Origin of the sequence: Leisingera sp. M523 (assembly GCF_025141335.1) — a bacterium.
Classification (GTDB): domain Bacteria; phylum Pseudomonadota; class Alphaproteobacteria; order Rhodobacterales; family Rhodobacteraceae; genus Leisingera.
In genome coordinates this window covers 4,072,079-4,090,386 of record NZ_CP081036.1, presented here as the reverse complement: position 1 = coordinate 4,090,386, position 18,308 = coordinate 4,072,079, and the positions used below count along the sequence as shown (strand labels likewise).

The 18,308-nt window shown below is 64.3% G+C and carries 15 protein-coding genes; 7 read left to right on the top strand and 8 right to left on the bottom strand.

The genetic code is table 11. The annotated features are described in order from the left end of the window. Window positions 1-15: 15 nt before the first annotated feature. Window positions 16-930 carry a CPBP family intramembrane glutamic endopeptidase gene (locus K3557_RS20265; protein ID WP_259996474.1) on the bottom strand — a complete coding sequence of 305 codons (915 nt, stop codon included), beginning with the start codon at window positions 928-930 and terminating at the stop codon, window positions 16-18. Between the two features lie 289 nt (window positions 931-1,219). Between K3557_RS20265 and K3557_RS20260 the strand changes: the two genes are divergently transcribed. The 3 genes from K3557_RS20260 to K3557_RS20250 all read left to right on the top strand — a co-directional run bounded on the left by K3557_RS20260 (window position 1,220) and on the right by K3557_RS20250 (window position 3,150). After that, window positions 1,220-1,909: a hypothetical protein gene (locus K3557_RS20260; protein WP_259996473.1), complete on the top strand. Its 690-nt coding sequence runs from the start codon at window positions 1,220-1,222 to the stop codon at window positions 1,907-1,909. Between the two features lie 89 nt (window positions 1,910-1,998). Beyond that, window positions 1,999-2,760 (top strand): DUF6478 family protein, encoded by a 762-nt coding sequence (locus K3557_RS20255; RefSeq protein WP_259996462.1) that lies wholly within the window; start codon window positions 1,999-2,001, stop codon window positions 2,758-2,760. A gap of 12 nt (window positions 2,761-2,772) precedes the next feature. Next, window positions 2,773-3,150 carry a hypothetical protein gene (locus K3557_RS20250; protein WP_259996460.1) on the top strand — a complete coding sequence of 126 codons (378 nt, stop codon included), beginning with the start codon at window positions 2,773-2,775 and terminating at the stop codon, window positions 3,148-3,150. A 7-nt stretch (window positions 3,151-3,157) separates the two neighbouring features. Here K3557_RS20250 and K3557_RS20245 read toward each other — a convergent pair whose 3' ends face one another. From K3557_RS20245 to K3557_RS20220, 6 genes are all read right to left on the bottom strand, one after another. Beyond that, window positions 3,158-3,901 (bottom strand): isocitrate lyase/phosphoenolpyruvate mutase family protein, encoded by a 744-nt coding sequence (locus K3557_RS20245; protein WP_259996458.1) that lies wholly within the window; start codon window positions 3,899-3,901, stop codon window positions 3,158-3,160. After that, the gene (locus tag K3557_RS20240; RefSeq protein ID WP_259996456.1) at window positions 3,898-4,962 is read right to left on the bottom strand and encodes a bifunctional transcriptional activator/DNA repair enzyme AdaA; all 1,065 of its coding nucleotides are present in this window, start codon (window positions 4,960-4,962) and stop codon (window positions 3,898-3,900) included. Before K3557_RS20240 ends, K3557_RS20245 begins: the two co-directional genes overlap by 4 nt. Before the next feature lie 429 nt (window positions 4,963-5,391). Then, window positions 5,392-6,726, bottom strand: a complete 1,335-nt coding sequence (locus tag K3557_RS20235; RefSeq protein WP_259996454.1) for a S41 family peptidase — start codon at window positions 6,724-6,726, stop codon at window positions 5,392-5,394. Between the two features lie 7 nt (window positions 6,727-6,733). Continuing rightward, window positions 6,734-7,867 (bottom strand): murein hydrolase activator EnvC, encoded by a 1,134-nt coding sequence (locus tag K3557_RS20230; protein ID WP_259988223.1) that lies wholly within the window; start codon window positions 7,865-7,867, stop codon window positions 6,734-6,736. Further along, on the bottom strand, window positions 7,864-9,381 hold the full coding sequence (gpmI, locus tag K3557_RS20225; protein ID WP_259996452.1) for a 2,3-bisphosphoglycerate-independent phosphoglycerate mutase: 1,518 nt from the start codon (window positions 9,379-9,381) through the stop codon (window positions 7,864-7,866). The genes K3557_RS20230 and gpmI overlap by 4 nt, the downstream gene beginning before the upstream one ends. A 145-nt stretch (window positions 9,382-9,526) precedes the next feature. Continuing rightward, entirely contained in the window at window positions 9,527-12,454 is a 2,928-nt protein-coding gene (locus K3557_RS20220; RefSeq protein ID WP_259996450.1) for an error-prone DNA polymerase, read from the bottom strand. A gap of 234 nt (window positions 12,455-12,688) precedes the next feature. Here K3557_RS20220 and K3557_RS20215 point away from each other — a divergent pair, with 234 nt between their 5' ends. Further along, window positions 12,689-13,171 carry a DUF1203 domain-containing protein gene (locus K3557_RS20215; protein ID WP_259996449.1) on the top strand — a complete coding sequence of 161 codons (483 nt, stop codon included), beginning with the start codon at window positions 12,689-12,691 and terminating at the stop codon, window positions 13,169-13,171. A 174-nt stretch (window positions 13,172-13,345) separates the two neighbouring features. Here K3557_RS20215 and K3557_RS20210 read toward each other — a convergent pair whose 3' ends face one another. Then, window positions 13,346-14,284, bottom strand: a complete 939-nt coding sequence (locus K3557_RS20210) for an ABC transporter ATP-binding protein (RefSeq protein ID WP_259996448.1) — start codon at window positions 14,282-14,284, stop codon at window positions 13,346-13,348. 71 nt (window positions 14,285-14,355) lie between these two features. Here K3557_RS20210 and K3557_RS20205 point away from each other — a divergent pair, with 71 nt between their 5' ends. The 3 genes from K3557_RS20205 (at window position 14,356) to polA (ending at window position 18,302) form a co-directional block, all read left to right on the top strand. Continuing rightward, window positions 14,356-14,550, top strand: a complete 195-nt coding sequence (locus K3557_RS20205; RefSeq protein ID WP_129372375.1) for a zinc-finger domain-containing protein — start codon at window positions 14,356-14,358, stop codon at window positions 14,548-14,550. Between the two features lie 131 nt (window positions 14,551-14,681). Beyond that, window positions 14,682-15,167, top strand: a complete 486-nt coding sequence (locus K3557_RS20200; RefSeq protein ID WP_259996447.1) for an NAD(P)H-dependent oxidoreductase — start codon at window positions 14,682-14,684, stop codon at window positions 15,165-15,167. 333 nt (window positions 15,168-15,500) lie between these two features. After that, a complete protein-coding gene (polA, locus tag K3557_RS20195) occupies window positions 15,501-18,302 on the top strand; it encodes a DNA polymerase I (protein WP_259996441.1) in 2,802 nt (933 codons plus the stop codon). The last annotated feature ends 6 nt before the right edge of the window (window positions 18,303-18,308 follow it).

The following is an 18,308-nucleotide window of genomic DNA, read 5'->3' as shown; positions in this document are numbered from 1 at the left end:
TGGCCGCAATTGCAATCAGCGGCGTATGGCAAGCCGTGCGCAAAGCCAGCTGACCAGCATCAGCGCAAAGTCCACCGCCATCCACGGGCGCAGCGCCTGAACATCGGCCATCTCAAAGGGGATCAGATACAGCGCCAGCCCGTTCAGGCTGGTCGGAGAGGCAAACAGCAGCAGCGCGGTCACGTTGTTGAAGAAATGCACCGCCATCGCCGGACCCAGGGTACCGGCCCGCGCTGTCAGATCCGCCATCAGCACCCCGAACAATCCGGCCCAGACCGTGATCAGCAGCGCATTCTCCCCAGCCTCGGCAGGCAGATAATGCCCCAGCGCAAACAGCGCCGACGGCCCCAACAGCCACACTGCCGGGCTGCGGAACCGCGCCGCCAGCGCCTGCTGGATATAACCGCGGAACAGGATCTCCTCTGCGGAGGTCTGCACCAGCACCGCAGCAATGGACAACGGCAGAATGCCCAGCCAGGTCCAGACCGGCAGGTTCGGGGTCATCGCCGGCCCCATGCTGTAGGGCGGCAGCAGCATGATCAGCACGCTTAAGCCCAGCAGATACAGGCTGACCTTGCCGAACTGCCAGACCAGCGGCACCAGATGCCCCGTGACGGTGGCAAAGCTGCGCTGGTGGAACAGCCGCGCCGCCATGGCTACGCCCAGCGATAAAAAGGCAAAGCTGCCCAGCAGCACCAGCATAGCGCCGGGCGTGCTGCCGTCACCCAGCCCCTGCAGCCAGGCACCGGGGAACAGGCCCGCCACCATCACCTGCAGCGCCGCGGTCATCGCAAAGCTGACCGCCGCCACCAGCACCAGCCCCAAAAGCAGCCGCCACAGTGCGGGCTGCAGCCGGGCAAAGCGCACCAAGGCCTCATGCGCCCTGTAACCGTGCCCGTCGCTGTACCGGTTTCTGTGCCTGTGCTGCATGTGTCCTCCGGCTGGAATGGCGGCAAATTGCGCCAACGTTATGCATTGCTGCAACGCCATGGCAAGGCAGACAGCCCGGCGCACGGTTCACACTTGCCGCGAGGCAGCCTGGCCCGTAGTAAAATTGTCAAAAACAAGACTGGCAGGGATAGCAGTGACCAGAATAAGCAACGGGAAACCCGTGTCTTTTTCGCTCCCCGGCGGAAAGACGCCAAGACTGCGCAGAGCTGCAGCCGCTGCCGCGCTGGCCGGCCTGGTCCTGGCAGGATGCAGCCCCGCCCCCACAGGCATGTCCTTTGCCGCCCGCGTGTCCGGCCCGGCGCCGCGCCTTAGCGGCCAAGTGATGTCCTTTGCCGGCGGCGGCGTGCTGCTGGCTGCCCCGGAAACCTTTTGCTTTGACCGGCGCAGCAGCACGGCGGATGACAGCGGCGGTTTTGCCTTGATTGCCCATTGCAGCCGGCTGGACCGGAACCGCTGGTTCGGCTCCCGTAATGCGGCCGTGCTGACCGCCTCGATCGGTCCGGCACAACAAGACGCCGCAGCCCCGCAAGCGGCTGATATCGTGGCCATGTTCCCCGGCGCCACGCTGCTGGAAACCCGAGACGACCAGTTGCTGCCGCTGGTCCGGCTGGAATTCCCCGAAGCCGTCGCCGAAGGGGCCAGCCCGGTCCACTGGCGCGGCGCCTTTGTGCTCGACCGGCATCTGGTCGCCCTGGCGCTTTATGCACCGGAGGGCAGCCGCGCCCTGGGCCGTCAGGGAGCTGCGCTGCTGAACGAAGTGACCCACCGCTCGCTGGAAGCCTCCACACTGCCGGATCTTGAGGAAGCCGGCGCGGTGCTGCCCAAAGGCCCCCGGCAGTCCCTGCGCCCCCTGGCACGGCCCGTAGCGGCAGCCGCCGGCGCCCCGGAAACCGGCGCCACGCCTGCCCTGCGTAAAAAACGCGGGCTTGGCCAGCGGATTGCCGGTTTATTTCAATAGCCGCCAGCGGTTACACTGGCGCCAGCGCCCGCCGCATTACCGCACGGGCCGGACTCCGCAATACGGCGCAACAGGCAAGAGAGAGCACGATGGGCAGGATCATGGACCGGCTGCTGCACCTGCGCAGCCTGCGCCGCTGGCGCGCTGCGGCAGAGGAGTCGTCCCGCGCGCCGTTGTCTGAACTGCGCCGCCAGCGCAATCAGGCCCGCCAGCTGCGTACCCATCTGGACCGGCTGATCCACACCGCCGACGGCCGCCTGGCGCTGCCGCAGATCGGCTCCTCCTTCTTTCCGCGTCCGCATGGCACCGATTGGTCCTGGCGCCCGGAGCTGTGGCGCGGGCCGCTGCCCGAATGCGGGCTGTCCTCCGTCCCCGCCAAGGCCCGGCTCGGCGATGAGGCGCAGCTGTTCCACGATTGCGCCTTCTCCGAACTGACCCTGCGCCAGCTGCGCAACACCCGCGAAGAAGACCTCGCCCCCTTCGGTCTGCGCATGGATGTGTTCCAATTCGACGGCTCGTTCCTGTCGCTGGTGATCGACCTGCCGCCCGCTGCTGCCAACGGCATGACCCGGCAGCATCTGCTGCGGATCGACAGCATTATCGAATCCGAAAAACCGATCGAGATTTTTGCCCGGCTCAACATCCAGCACGGTCCCAATACCGAACAGATCGTGCGCGAGCTGCCGCAGGAGCAAAAGAACATCGTGGTGGAGTTCGATCTGGCCTATTCCAAGCTGAACGAAAAGCGGATCGAAAAGATCTGGCTTGATCTGATATTTGAAGCGCCGGATATGAACCAGGTGATCCTGCGCGACCTGACCTTCTCGCGCCACCGCCGCGCGGCGATCTGAGGAACCTGAGCCATGAGCGACCTGTCACTGACCAAAATCCGCTTCCGCAACGGCATCTGGGAGGGCCGGATCAGCAACGCCCCCGCCAGCGGCGCAAGGCCCGAGATTTCCGTGATGTTCCAGGATCAGCCGGTGGCCGATGCAAAACTGAACGAAGGCCAGGCAGGCGGCGAATGGCTGATCTCGGTGCCGGTCCCCGCCGAGGCATTGGCCGACGGGGTGCAGACTTTCGTGATATTCGATGCCGCCGGCGGCACCCGTCTGGGCGATTTCACCCTGATCGCCGGGGAGGCTGTGGCGGACGATCTGCGCGCCGAGGTCGAACTGCTGCGCGCAGAACTCGACATGCTGAAACGCGCCTTCCGCCGCCACTGCCTGAAAACCACCTGAGCGGCGGTTACACCAATGTCTGGAAATGCTCTGCCAGCACCTGCATCAGCTTGGCGTGCGGGATCGGGCCATAGCTGCAGCGCGCAACACCTGCCTGCCGCGCGGTTTCCAGCGTGATGCCGCGCATCATGGTGTTGACCGGCAGGCTGCAGCCCTCGCAGACTTGTGCAATCAGATCTGGATCGGTCAGGCCCGGGATGAAATACCCATTGCCGCCGGCCTCGGCATAAGCCGCGCCGCGTTCCAGCGTCTCCGCCATCAGGCTCGCGTGTTTTGACGCATCTTTTTCCTTCAAAAACAGATCTGTACGCGCATTGACGAAGATATCCGCATTGGCTGCCCGTACTGCAGCAACCCGCCGGGCTTGCTCCTCGATGCCGTAAAGATCCGCAGTGCCGACCACCTGATCCTCGAAGTTCAGCCCCACCGCACCGGTCTCGGCCAAACGCTTCACATTGGCGGTCAGCTGTTCCGGCGCACGGGCATAGCCGCCCTCAAAATCAATCGTCACCGGCAAATCCGTGGCGGCGATGATGCGTTCAGCGTTACTCAGAACAAACTCCAGCGGGATCTGCTCGCCATCGGCAAAGCCCTGCGCCACGGCCACCGGATAGCTGCCGGTCGCCAAGGCCGCGGCCCCCGCCCCGGCAATCGCCTTGGCACTGCCAGCATCCCAGATGTTATACAGCACCACCGGGTTGCCCGGCTGGTGCAGCCCCGCAAAGGCGCGTGCGCGGTCGGAATATGTCATGCAGAAATCCTCTGTTTGTAGCTTGTCTCAATCTCGATCAGCCGCTGTTTGCGCCACAAGCCGCCGCCATAACCGGTCAGCGATCCATCCGCCGACAGCACCCGGTGGCAGGGTACGACCAGCGCCAGCTGGTTGGAACCATTGGCCCGCGCCACCGCGCGGGTGGCCGAAGCCCGGCCCAGCTCGCGCGCGATCTGCGAATAACTGCGGGTTTCACCCGCTGGAATGGTCAGCAGATAGCGCCAGACCTCGCGTTCAAATCCGGTGCCATGCAGGGCCAGCGGGGTTTGGAAATCCGCACCCTCTCCGGCAAAGAACCGCTGCAGCTCATCGGCGATCTGCTGTGTCGGCGCCGGCCGTCCAAAGCCGATCCCTCCGGGCTGCGCCTTTTGCAGCTTGGCCACTTCCCGCGGCAGCGCCTTGCGGTCGGCAAATTCCAGCAGATGCAGCTGGTGCCGGCAGCTGATCGCAATCATCGCGCCCAGCGGCGTGTCGATCCAGTCGGCGAGCAACAGCGCGTCCTTGCGGAAGGCGCCCGGCGCTATCCCGACCAGCTTGGCAAAGGCCGCGCGAAAGGCGCTGGCGCTTTCAAACCCGGCATCAATCTGCGCCGCAATCACCGGCTCGCCGGCCTTTAGCGCGGTGAACCCCTCGCGCAGGCGGCGCTGGCGGGCCATTTCCAGAAAGGTCATGCCGAAATGCCGCTTGAACGCCCGCCGAACGGTGGACGCATCCAAACCCATCCGCGCCAGATCGCCCTCGCCCCAGCGATAGGCGGGACGCTCCTCCAGCCGGGCCAGCAGATCCTGCACCATCGGATCATCCCCGGCAGCAGCCGCCAGCGGCTTGCAGCGCTTGCAGGCGCGGAACCCTGCCTCAATACATTGGCCGGGGCTGGCGTAGAACCGGCAGTTCTCGAATTTGGGATTGCGCGCCGGGCAGGTCAGGCGGCAGAAAATGCCGGTGGAGGTCACACCGACATAGGCGCGCCCCTCATAGGCGTCATCACGGGTGATCAGCGCTTGGTACAGCGTCGGGGAATCAGGCAGGTCAAACATCATGGGGCGAACATAGCCCAGCCCATGCAATCAATCCGCCGGAGATCGGGCGTTGATATTCACTTTGACGCGACAAATGCGTTGTGCCGGGCTGGGTGTTGCCCTTTCAGCGTACGCCAGTTTCACCTGATCATCAGGTTTTCACAACATACTCTCCCCTGATCGATCACCCATTGCACAAGGCGCGGGCAAGCTGTGCGGCTGCCCGCGTATCACCCGGAGACCGGCCCCGATAAAAAGGGGGTCGTTCAGGAATTCCTGTCCGAGCAGGCCCTGCGGGGTCTGTCCATTCTCTGCCCGGCGGCGCCGCCATCCCTTTTGCCGGCACCCCCAGACATCAGCAGATCAGCCACCGGCAGTTCCGGCGGCACAGCAGACATGAAAAAGGCCGCCCAACCGGACGGCCCCTTTGTGCTGCAATATGGCCAAGCCTTATTTCGGTCCCAGGGCAACTAGCCCCTTCAGGATGTCGATGGCATAGGCCAGCTGGTAATCCTGTTCGCGCAGCTCGGCGGCCTTCTCGGCCTTTTCGCGGTCGGCTTCGATCTGGCGGATCTCATCCTCGCTCAGGCTGTCATTGTTCAGACTGCCGCGCAGATCAGCCTCGGAGCGCGAGCGGCGGGCAGGCGAGTCGTTCTCCTCCTCAGCCGCAGCGGTTCGGCGGGGCTGCTGCACCACAATATCAGGGCTGACGCCCAGCGCCTGAATCGACCGGCCCGACGGCGTGTAATAGCGCGCAGTGGTCAGACGCATCGCCCCCTCGCCCTTCAGCGGCATCACCGTCTGCACCGATCCCTTGCCGAAAGACTTGGTGCCGATGACGATGGCGCGGCGGTGATCCTGCAGCGCACCGGCCACAATTTCCGAGGCCGAGGCCGAACCGCCATTGATCAGCACCACAATCGGCTTGCCATCCGCCAGATCGCCCGGCGTTGCGTTGAACCGCTCCCCGTCCTCGGGGTCGCGGCCGCGGGTCGAGACGATCTCACCAGATTCCAGGAAACTGTCTGCCACCTTGATCGCCTGGGTCAGCAGCCCGCCGGGATTGTTGCGCAGGTCCAGAACGATGCCGTTCACATTGTCCTTGCCGCCCGCATCCTCGATTTGCTTTTTCAGCCCGGACACCAGGTTGGTTGTGGTTTGATCGTTGAAGGTGGTGATCCGCATCACCACGGTATCGCCCTCAACACGGCTGCGCACCGCCGTCAGCTTGATGGTGTCGCGGATGATCGAGACATCAAACGGTTCGGACTCGCCTTCGCGCACCACGGTGATCACAATCTCGGACCCCACCGGTCCGCGCATCAGGGTGACCGCATCGTCCAGCGACAGGCCCAGCACGCTTTCGCCATCCACATGGGTGATGAAATCGCCTGATTCCATGCCGGCCTCGTCCGCCGGGGTACCGTCGATCGGCGAAACAACTTTGACAAAACCCTCTTCCTGGGTGACTTCGATCCCAAGGCCGCCGAATTCGCCGCGGGTCTGCACCCGCATGCTGGCCGCATCATCCGGCGACAGATAGCTGGAATGCGGATCCAGCGACGTCAGCATGCCGCCGATGGCCGCCTCAATCAGCTCTTTCTCGTCAACTTCCTCGACATATTGGGCGCGGATGCGCTCGAAGATGTCGCCGAACAGGTCCAGCTGCTCATAGACATTTGCCTCGCGCGTGCCTTCCTGCGCCAGTAAAGGACCCGCCACATAGGTTGTTGCCACGATCCCTGCCAGCGTGCCGCCAATGGCCGCCATCGCAAATTTTCTCATCAAGCCTTCATCCACCTTTTCCAGTGCGGAACCATGTTTCCGGGTCCACCGGGCTGTTGTCCATTCTCACTTCTATATAGAGCGTTTCTGTCCGGTCAGTTCCACCCCCTTCACCGCTAAGTGACAGAATTGCGTCCGGCTTGGGGTTTTCTCCGCTCATCAATCCCACCGGCGTGCCCTCGGGGATCACCTGCCCCGCCTCGCCGAACACCTCGGCCAGGCCGGAGAGCACAAACAGCGTCTCCGGCTGCGGTTCCAGAATCACCACATTGCCCAGATCCAGCAGCGGCCCGCGATAGCGGATGGTGGCCGCCGTTGGCGCCGTGACCAGCGCCCGGGGACGCGCCGCGATCAACAGACCGGGCCGGGCAATGCCCGCCGCATCGCGTTCGCCGTAGCCGCGCAGCAGCAGCCCTTCGACCGGCAGCGGCAGGGTGCCGCGCAGCTCTGTGATGTCGGCGCTGGTCCCGGCGATGTCACCGCCGGCAATCTCGGCCAGCCCGTCGGCAAAGCCCGACAGGGTTTCAGTCGAGGAAATCAGGATCGCGGTGCGCACCGGATCAGCAGTGAAACGACGCGGTAGCGTGGTGCGGTCGGCAATCGCGGTGGACAGCTGCACCCGCGCGGATTGCACGCCTGCCAGCCCCTCCTCCAGCGTCCTGGCCGCATTCTGCTGCAGCAGCCGCAGGCTCTGCACCTCGTCCAGATCCATCTTCAGCGACTGCGCCCTGGCGTGCAGGGCCGGGGTCACCTCGGCCAGCATCATCGCCGAGCGCGCCGCGCCCAAAGGCCCCGAAGGATGCACCATCAGCACCGGCGGCGGCGAGGTTTCAATGGTCTGGATAATCCCCAGAAGCCCCGAGACCTCCTCTTGCCGCGCCGCCAGCTGCGCACTCAGCTGCGCCTCGCGCCGCGCCACCCGGCGCAAGCCATCGCGCATCGCCGCCAGCCCGGCCTCAAACGCCTGCACGGTTGCGGTCAGCGCCTTCACCCGGTCACGGGAGCTGCCGGCCTCCTGCAATTGCACCGAAGCCCCCTCCAGCTGCGCCGCCGCCGTGCGTGCGGCCCCGGCGGGGTCCGCCGCAACCTGCAGCGGCGCGGCCAGCAGGGCCAGCAGCAAAAGACCCGCCCGCAAGGTCATGACAGCAGGCTCTCCCCGGTCATCTCTGCCGGTTTCTCCAGCCCCATCAGCTCCAGAATAGTCGGCGCCAGATCCGCCAGCCGGCCATCCCGGAGTGTGGCGCCTTCCGGCCCGCCGACCAGCGCCACCGGTACCAGGTTCAGCGTATGGGCGGTATGCGCGCCGCCGGTTTCCGGGTCCACCATCACCTCGCAATTGCCGTGATCTGCGGTAACAATCATCGCGCCGCCCGCCTTTTCCAGCGCTTCCATCACCTGCGCCAACCCGCGGTCCACCGCTTCACAGGCCAGCATCGCCGCCTTCAGATCCCCGGTATGGCCGACCATGTCGGGGTTGGCATAGTTGGTCACAATCAGGTCATAGCCCGCAGCAATTGCCTCAACAAACTTCTCCGTCACCTCTGGGGCCGACATCTCCGGCTGCAAGTCATAAGTGGCCACATTGGGCGACTTCGGCATGAACCGGTCCTCGCCTTTTTCCGGGTCTTCCTTGCCGCCATTCAGGAAGAAGGTCACATGCGGATATTTCTCGGTCTCCGCCAGCCGGAACTGCCGCTTGCCCTGTTTGGCCACCCAGGCGCCCAGCGTGTTCACAATCGCCGCCTTGGGATAACAGGTGGTCATGTAATCGCTGTGGCTGTCGGAATACTCCACCATGCCCAGCAGGCCCGCCAGTTTGGGGCGCTCGCCTGCATCAAATTCAGCAAACCCCGGTTCGCCAATCGCGCGCAGAATCTCGCGTGCGCGGTCAGCCCGGAAGTTCAGGCAAAAGACCCCGTCGCCGTCCTTCACCCCCTGATAGCCGTCCAGCACGGTGGCGGCGATGAACTCATCCGTTTCCGACTGATTATAGGCATGATCCACCGCGCCGTGGGCATTCATTCCCGGCCGCCCCTTGGCGTGGATCATCGCATCATAGGCCTCGCTGACGCGGCCCCAGCGGTTGTCGCGGTCCATCGCGAAATAGCGCCCGGTGACGGTGGCAATGCGCGCGCCTTCGGGCAGCTTCTCCTCCAGCCGGCGGAAATGGCGAAAGGCCGATTTCGGTGCCACATCGCGCCCGTCGGTGATTGCATGCAGCCAGACCGGCACGCCCGCGTCCGTCACCGCCTTCACCGCCGCCAGGATGTGGTTGATATGCCCATGCACGCCGCCGTCCGAGACCAGCCCCATCAGATGCGCCGCACCGCCGCTGTCCTTCAGCTGGCTGATAAACGCCTGCAAAGCCTCGTTTTCAAAGAAGCTGCCATCTTCAATGGCCAGGTCGATCTGCCCCAGATCCATCGCCACCACCCGGCCCGCGCCGATATTGGTGTGGCCCACTTCTGAATTGCCCATCTGCCCGGTCGGCAGCCCCACATCCGGCCCATGGGTGATCAGCCGGGCGGCCGGCCCCTTGGCCAGGATCGCATCAAAGGTTGGCGTTTGCGCCAGATAAGGCGCGTTTGCCTTGCCGGGCTCGCCGCTGCCCCAGCCGTCAAGAATGCACAGGACAACGGGTTTGGGTGCGGTCATGGGGTAGCTCCGGGGCAAGGCTGTGTTCGCAAGCCTTCTAACGCCTCGCCGCGCCGGGGTGAACCGGCATTCCTGCCACAGTTGGCGTTATCAGCGCGCAGGCCGGCGCAAAGCCCGCCAATCCGCTTCATCTTTCCCCAAATACTCAATCCCCCGGCCCGCCCTCCGCACCGCCGCCCCTGTTTTGCGGCGTCAAGAGATGCCGGAGCAGCGCCACCGGATGGGCGCGCAGGGACAGCCGCATGGCGACGTAATCCTCCACCACTTCCTCGCCCAGGCCCATCTGCGGCAAGTCCGCTTCCGGCTCATAGATCCCCTCGCCCTCCAGCTCGCGGGCAAACAGCGGCAGCGGTTTGCGGGCGGTGATCGCCTTGGCCGCCCACAAGGCCTCACGCCGGTTCAACCCGAGGGCAGCAAAGGCATCGGCTTCAGCCAGCCGCTCGATCACCGGCGGCGGGGTGCCTGCCTTGCGCCAGACGTCCTCCACCTCTGTATAGCCATTGCCGCGCGCCGCAGTCAGCCAGGCGGCGTCCTCATCGCGCAGACCTTTCACCTGCCGGAACCCCAGCCGCAGCGCCAGGCCGCCATGGCCGTCGGGTTCCATCACATTGTCCCAGTAGGAATTATTGATGCAGACCGGGCGCACGTCTACGCCATGTTCGCGGGCGTCGCGAACAATCTGCGCGGGCGCATAAAACCCCATCGGCTGCGCATTCAGCAGCGCACAGGCAAAGATGCCGGGATGGTGGCATTTGATCCAGGCAGAGGCATAGACCAAGAGCGCAAAAGACGCCGCATGGCTTTCCGGAAACCCGTAAGAGCCGAAGCCCTCAATCTGGGAAAAGCAGCGCTCGGAGAACTCTGTGTCATAGCCGTTCCTGGCCATGCCACGCAAAAACAGGCTGCGGAATTCGCTGACGTTGCCGTGTTTTTTGAAGGTCGCGAGCGACCGCCGCAGCCGGTCGGCCTGCTCGGGCGTGAAACCGGCACCAACGATGGCGATCTGCATCGCCTGCTCCTGAAACAGCGGCACGCCAAGGGTCTTGCCCAGTACCTCGCCCAGCGCGTCCGAGGGGAAATGCACCGGCTCCTCGCCATTGCGGCGGCGGATATAGGGGTGCACCATATCGCCCTGGATCGGGCCGGGGCGGACGATGGCAACCTCGATCACCAGATCATAGAAATGGCGCGGCTTCATCCGCGGCAGAAAATTCATCTGCGCCCGGCTTTCGACCTGGAAAACACCGATGCTGTCGGCCCGGCACAGCATGTTGTAGACCGCCGGATCCTCGGGCGGCAGGGTGGCCAGGCTGTAGTCCAGCTGATGGTGCTGCTGCAGCAGATCAAACGCCTTGCGGATACAGGTCAGCATGCCCAAGGACAGCACATCGACCTTGAGGATACCAAGCGTGTCGATGTCATCCTTGTCCCAGCAAATGACTGTGCGCCCCTCCATCGTGGCGTTCTCGATCGGCACCAGCTCGTCAAGCCGGCCTTGGGTGATGATAAAGCCGCCCACATGTTGCGACAGGTGGCGCGGGAAGCCGATGATCTGCTCCACCATCTGCATCGTCAGCTGCAGGCGGCGGCTGCCGGGGTCCAGCCCGATCTCGCGCATCCGCTCGGCCTCCACCCCCTTGGCGCTGAAAAACCCCCACAGCTGCGAGGACAGGGCCGAGATGGTGTCCTCGGTCAGGCCCATGGCACGGCCCACCTCGCGGATGGCGCGCTTGCCGCGGTAGTGGATCACCGTGGCGCAGAGGCCCGCGCGGTGGCGGCCGTAGCGTTCATAGATCCACTGGATCACCTCCTCGCGCCGTTCGTGCTCGAAATCGACGTCGATGTCGGGCGGCTCGTCGCGGGCCTCGGAGACGAAACGCTCGAACACCATGGTGCCGAGTTCGGGGCTGACCGAGGTCACGCCGAGACAGTAGCAGACCACCGAATTCGCCGCCGAGCCGCGCCCCTGGCACAGGATCCCGCGGGAGCGGGCAAAGGCGACGATGTCGCGCACCGTCAGGAAGTAGGGATCATATTTCAGCTTGCCGATCAGGGCCAGTTCATGCTCCAGCAGGCTGCGCACCTTGTCCGGCGCGCCGCCCGGATAGCGCCATTGCAGGCCCTCCTCGGCCAGCCGCCGCAGGCGTTGCAGCGGGGTCTCACTGCCGCGCCCCTCATCCGGGTAGTCATAACGCAGCTCATCCAGGGAGAAATTCAGCTGCTCCGCCAGCCGGGCGGCATTGTCCACAGCGTCTTCATACCCGCGGAACAGACGGCGCATTTCCGCCTCTGACCGCAGGCGCTGTTCACCATTGGCCATGGCGGCGCGGCCCAGGGTCTCTACCTTGCAGCGCAGGCGGATGGCGCTGAGGACATCGCCCAGGCGGCGGCGGCTGCCGTGGTGCATCTTTGGCGCGGCGCTGGCGAGCGGCGGCAGGTTCAGATGCCGGGCGAGATCCGCGAGCTGCGCAAACCGTGTTTGGTCGCCGCCGTCATAGGCAGGCGCCATCAGCAGATGCATGCGGCCGGCAAAGCGGCGCGTCAGCCCGTCCATATGCGGCCCCCATCCGCCCGCACCGCTGAGGCCATGTTCCGTCTGCGGCAACAGGAGAAGGTGGAGACCCTCCGCGAATTCCAGCAGGTCAGCGATATGCAGGAGACAGCTGCCTTTCTCCGCCCTGAGCCGCCCGGTGGAGATCAGCTGTGTCAGACTGCCCCAGCCCGCGCGGTTCACCGGCAGCGCGATCACCTCTGGCGCATCACTGAAGATCAGCCGCGCCGCCGGGATCAGCCGTGGCGCATCGCAGATAGGGAAAGAAAGCGGCGGCGCAATGCCCTCGGGGGGCGGCGGGCCGATGGGCGTGTTCTGCCGGTTCCAGTCCTGCCGCTCGCGCACCTGGCGGGCAATGCCGCGGCATTCGGCATGGGCGCGCACGATGCCCGCCACCGAGTTTTCGTCGGCAATGGCAAGCGCCGCGATCCCCAGCTCCAGCGCGCGGGTCACATACTCCTCAGGGTGGGAGGCCCCGGTGAGGAAGGTGAAGTTGGAAAGGCAGGCAAATTCGGCAAACATGGCCTGCATGATATTCCCGTTTTGTTCTCATGTGGAGTCCTGCCGCAACGCCAGCCGCAGACGCCGCCCGCGCCGCGCGCTGCGCGGCGCTTGGCCCAACCGCCGCAGGGCATTTTCAATGCCCGCACGACGGGCGGGAGCGCTTTGTTTCAGGCCACTGCGGGATGCGCAAGATCCGGGTCGATTGCGGCGGGGCGGTCCGGGCATGGTGGTGTCAGCAAAAGGAGAAAACCCATGATCAGGATCACCGCCCTGCCCACAGAGATTGTCCGCGCGCTGCAGGAGGGCGGCGTCGATGCCCACGGCCACGCGCCGGAGCGCGCGGTGTCCGGCGGCGGCAGCAACCCCTGCCGCCACTGCCTGCAATACATCCCCGATGGTAGAGGCATGCTGATCCTGGCCCACCGCCCCTTTCCCGAAGCACAGCCCTATGCCGAAACAGGGCCGATTTTCCTGTGCGCCGATCATTGCGAACGGCACGAAGGCGAAGATATGCCGGAGATGTTGACGGGCTCCCCGGATTACCTGATCAAAGGCTACAGCGCCGATCACCGGATTGTTTACGGCACCGGCATTGTCATCCCGCAGGCCGAGATGAGGCGGCAGACGGAAGCGATCTTTGCGGATGAGCGGGTCAGCTACATCCACGTCCGGTCATCACGCAACAACTGCTACCAGGCGCGGATCGACCGGGTTGAAGGGGAAACCGGGGGGTAAAGGGGCAAGTGTCAACCCTCACGTTGGCCTCGGAACACTGAGGGCGGCGTCTGCCTGGGCAGGCGCGAACGTGCCTGTCTGTTTTGCCGGAGGCAAACCTTCGAATTGACGGGCTGGCAAGCGCGGCCTGGCCTGCCGGCCGCGCGGAACAGATGTTCCAACCTGCCGGACAGACTATCCCGCTCTGGCTGACTTTGTCAGCGACAGGAAAACGTCCTCCAAGTCTGCCTCTTCGGTCTTCACATCACGGATCGAAATACCGGCGGCATGGACCGCGGCCAGCACGTCCTCGGCACTGGTCAGGCGGCTGCGGTAGCGCAGCACCACGGCGCCGTCTTCGCGCAAACAGGCCTCGATCCCCTCGCCCTGCGGCACGACCGTGGCGGGCACCGCCGGATGCACCACCATGGTCTTGGCATCAAGCCGCCCCAGCAGGCTGGATTTGCTGTCCCGCGCCACCACCTCGCCCTGATTGATAATGGCGATCTCGTCGCACATCTCCTCGGCTTCCTCCAGGTAGTGGGTGGTGAGGATGATGGTCATGCCTTGGGCGTTCAGCTTGCGGATGTTCTGCCACAGCATCTGGCGCAGCTCGATATCGACACCCGCCGTGGGTTCATCCAGCACCAGCACCGATGGGCGGTGAACCAGCGCCTTGCCCAGCAGCAAGCGCCGCCGCATGCCGCCAGAGAGGGTCCGGGCATAAGCCCCGGCCTTGTCCGTGAGGCCGATCATCCGCAGGATTTCGTCGCTGTGGCGTTCGGGTTTGGGCACACCGTAAAGACCCGCCTGCACCTCCAGCGCGCCGCGCGGGGTGAAGAAAGGATCAAGGTTCAGCTCCTGCGGCATGACACCGATGGCAGCCCGGCTCTGGCGCGGGTTTTCGTCCTGGTCAAAGCCCCAGATCGACACCTGTCCGCTGGTCTTGCGCACCAGCCCTGCCAGGATATTGATCAGAGTGGATTTACCGGCGCCATTCGGCCCCAATAGCCCAAAGACCGAACCGCGCGGCACCGTGAGATCGACACCCTTCAGCGCGTGTTTCCCGGGCTGGCCTTTGTGCCCTTTGTAAATTTTGCGCAAAGCTTTGATACGGATTGCATCGCTTGTCATCGCCGCTCTTGCCCCCGGTTTTTCCTTGGCTCATAAAAGCGCCTAGCCGAAAAGTGAAAGGACTGCCAGCCATGAGCACCGCCACGCCCCCTGAAGCGCCGGAAACCAGGATCGTGAACAGCCGCAAGGTGGCCTGCGACGGCAGCGAGGGCGCACTGGGGCATCCGCGGGTCTATTTGCAGATCCCCGAGGCCGAGGGTTTCGTAGAATGCCCCTATTGCGACTGCAAGTATATCTATGAGGATGCAGCCAAGGCGGCGGAGTGATCCAACGCGGCCCAGCCCAGGCCTGCAGCGGCTGGGAACCGGAAAATTCAAATTTTCCGGCCAAATTTCTTTGAAGAAATTTGCCAGCGCCCGGTATGGTCCCGCAGGGCTGAAGCAAACGGATGGTGCACATGGCACAGCTTCTGATCGTCTACCACTCGCGCACCGGCGGCAGCCGCCGGATGGCGGAGGCGGCGGCGGAGGCGGCACGCGGTGAGGTTCCCACGGTTCTGAAGCGGGCCGAAGAGGCCGGGCCGGAGGATCTGCTGGCGGCGGATGGCTACATATTCTGCGCGCCGGAAAACCTGGCGGCGCTGTCCGGCCAGATGAAGGAATTTTTCGACCGCTGCTATTATCCGGTGCTGGGGCGGCTCAGCGGACGGCCCTATGCGCAGATGGTCTGTGCCGGCTCGGATGGGGAGAACGCCGCCCGCCAATGCGCCCGGATTGCCACCGGCTGGCGATTAAAACAGGTGCAGGAGCCGCTGATCATCTGCACCCATACGCAGACGCCTGAGGCCATTCTGGCCGAGAAGGCGATCCCCAAACACCAGCTGGATGCCTGCCGCGAACTGGGCCTGGCGTTAGGCGCGGGGCTGGCGATGGGGGTGTTTTAACCCTTCATTTGCGCCACTGAAGACCACGGCTGTGTCACGCCCGAGGACGTTTCGCCGTTGAAACTGCCCTTAAGCCAGCCTGTTGCGGCCCCGGTGAAAATCTCTCCTCCTTCCAGGCAGGCCGCCAGGGACGCACAGTTGCCCGGGCTGCCTTGCACAGTTGAGCACTCTGCGGGAAAAGGGCGTCGATTGTGCCATCATTGCCCATGGGTTCAGTGCAAGACACAAGAACCGTCAGTAGCAACCGGCAGAACGGCAATTGCAGTGCAGCGGGGGATGAAGGATAAGGATTTTTGAAACACGCGGGCGCCAAATCAACGGGAGTGAATAACCATGAGCAATACTCAGTTCGGCAAAGGTTGTCATCTCCATCTGATCGACGGCTCGGCTTTCATTTTCCGCGCCTATCACGCGCTGCCGCCGCTGACGCGGAAATCCGACGGGCTGCCGATTGGGGCAGTGGCCGGCTTCTGCAACATGCTGCAGCGCTATGTGGAGGGCAACACAGGCCCCGATGCGCCGACCCATGTGGCGGTGATCTTTGACCATTCCGGCAATTCGTTCCGCAACGAGATGTACGACCTTTACAAGGCCAACCGTCCGCCCGCGCCTGAGGACTTGCGCCCGCAGTTCCCGCTGACCCGCGAGGCGACCCGCGCCTTCAACATCGCCTGCAAGGAAGTTGAAGGGTTCGAGGCCGACGATATCATCGCCACCCTGGCGCATCAGGCGCGTGATGCCGGCGGGCGCTGTACTATCATTTCATCCGACAAGGACCTGATGCAGCTGGTCGGCGGCGGCGTTGAAATGCTGGACGCGATGAAGAACAAGCGGATCGACAGCGACGGCGTGCATGAGAAATTCGGTGTCGGCCCCGACCGGGTGGTGGATGTGCAGGCGCTGGCGGGTGACAGCGTGGATAATGTGCCGGGCGCGCCGGGCATCGGGATCAAGACCGCAGCGCTTTTGATCAATGAATTCGGCGATCTGACCAGCCTTCTGGACCGGGCTGAGGAGATCAAACAGCCCAAGCGCCGCCAGACCCTGATCGAACACCGCGCGCAGATTGAACTGTCCAAACGGCTGGTGCAGCTGGATTACAATATGGCGCTGGATTTCTCGCTGGAGGATCTGGAAGTGATGGAACCGGATGCCGAGACCCTGCTGACCTTCCTGTCGGAGATGGAGTTCCGCACCCTGACCAAGCGCCTTGCCGATCAGCTGGGCATGGATGCGCCTGCTATTCCCGAAGCGGCCGCCGCTGCGGCTGAGGTCACAGCACCCGAAGCAGTGCCGTTCGACAAGGACAAATACGAATGCGTCCGCGAGGCGGAAGCCTTGCAGGTCTGGGTGGACCGCATCCGCCGGCGCGGCTGGGTGGCGGTGGATACCGAGACCACCGGGCTGGATGAAATGGTCGTCGATCTGGTCGGCATTTCGCTGTGCGTGGAGCCGGGCGAGGCCTGCTATATTCCGCTGGCGCATAAGGCCGGGGGCGACGATCTGTTTGGCGGCGAGGGGTTGTCCGACGGGCAGATGCCGCTGAAAGACGCCGTGGCAATGCTAAAGGACGTGCTGGAAGATCCGGCGATCCTGAAGATCGGCCAGAACATGAAATACGACGCTAAGATCCTGCACCGCTACGGGGTGGATGTGGCGCCGATTGATGACACTATGCTGATGTCTTATGCGCTGCATGCCGGGATGCACGGTCATGGCATGGATGCGCTGTCGGAACGCTACCTGGACCACACGCCGATCCCGATCAAGCCGCTGCTGGGCAGTGGCAAATCGGCAATCACCTTTGACCGGGTGCCGATTGACGATGCGGTGCCTTATGCCGCCGAAGACGCCGATATCACCCTGCGCCTGTGGCAGGCGTTCAAGCCGCAGCTGCATCAGGAGCGGGTGACCACGGTTTACGAGACGCTGGAACGGCCCTTGGTGCCGGTGCTGGCGGATATGGAACGCAACGGCATCAAGGTGGACCGCGATACGCTGAGCCGGATGTCCAATGCCTTTGCCCAGAAGATGGCTGGCTTGGAGGCCGAGATCCACGAGCTGGCGGGCCGCAGCTTCAACGTCGGCTCCCCCAAGCAGCTGGGGGAGATCCTGTTTGACGAAATGTCGCTGCCCGGCGGCAAGAAGGGCAAGACAGGCGCCTATGCCACCGGTGCGGATATCCTGGAGGATCTGGCGACCGAGCATGATCTGCCCGCGCGGGTGCTGGACTGGCGGCAGCTCAGCAAACTGAAATCGACCTACACGGATGCGCTGCAGGACCATATCAACGCAGATACCGGCCGGGTGCATACGTCTTATGCGCAGACCGGGGCCAGCACCGGGCGGATGGCCTCGACCGATCCGAACCTGCAGAATATCCCTGTACGCACCGAGGAAGGCCGCCGCATCCGCGAAGCCTTTGTGGCGGACGAGGGCAATGTGCTGCTGTCACTGGATTATAGCCAGATTGAGCTGCGTATTTTGGCGCATATGGCCGGGATCGACGCGCTGAAGGCGGCCTTTGCCGAAGGGCAGGATATTCACGCGATGACTGCGTCGGAGATGTTTGAGGTGCCGCTGGACCAGATGACACCGGAGATCCGCCGTCAGGCCAAGGCGATCAACTTTGGTGTGATCTACGGGATTTCGGGCTTTGGCCTGGCGCGTAATCTGCGCATTCCGCGCAAGGACGCGCAGGGGTTCATCGACCGCTATTTCGAACGCTTCCCCGGCATCCGCAAATACATGGATCAGACGGTGGAGTTCGCCAAGGAGCATGGCTATGTGCAGACCCTGTTCGGGCGCAAGATCCACACCGCGGAAATCAACGCCAAGGGGCCCAAAGCAGGCTTTGCCAAACGCGCCGCGATCAACGCCCCGATCCAGGGGACAGCTGCCGACGTGATCCGCCGGGCGATGGTCCGGATGCCTGCGGCGATTGCCCATCTGCCCGCGCGGATGCTGCTGCAGGTGCACGATGAACTGCTGTTCGAAGTGCCGGAAGCGGCCGTGGAGGAGACCATCGCAGCCGCCCGCCAGGTGATGGAGACTGCCGCCGATCCGGCGGTGCATCTGGACGTGAAGCTGGTGGTGGACGCAGGCCGCGGCCAGAACTGGGCCGAGGCGCACTAAGCCAGT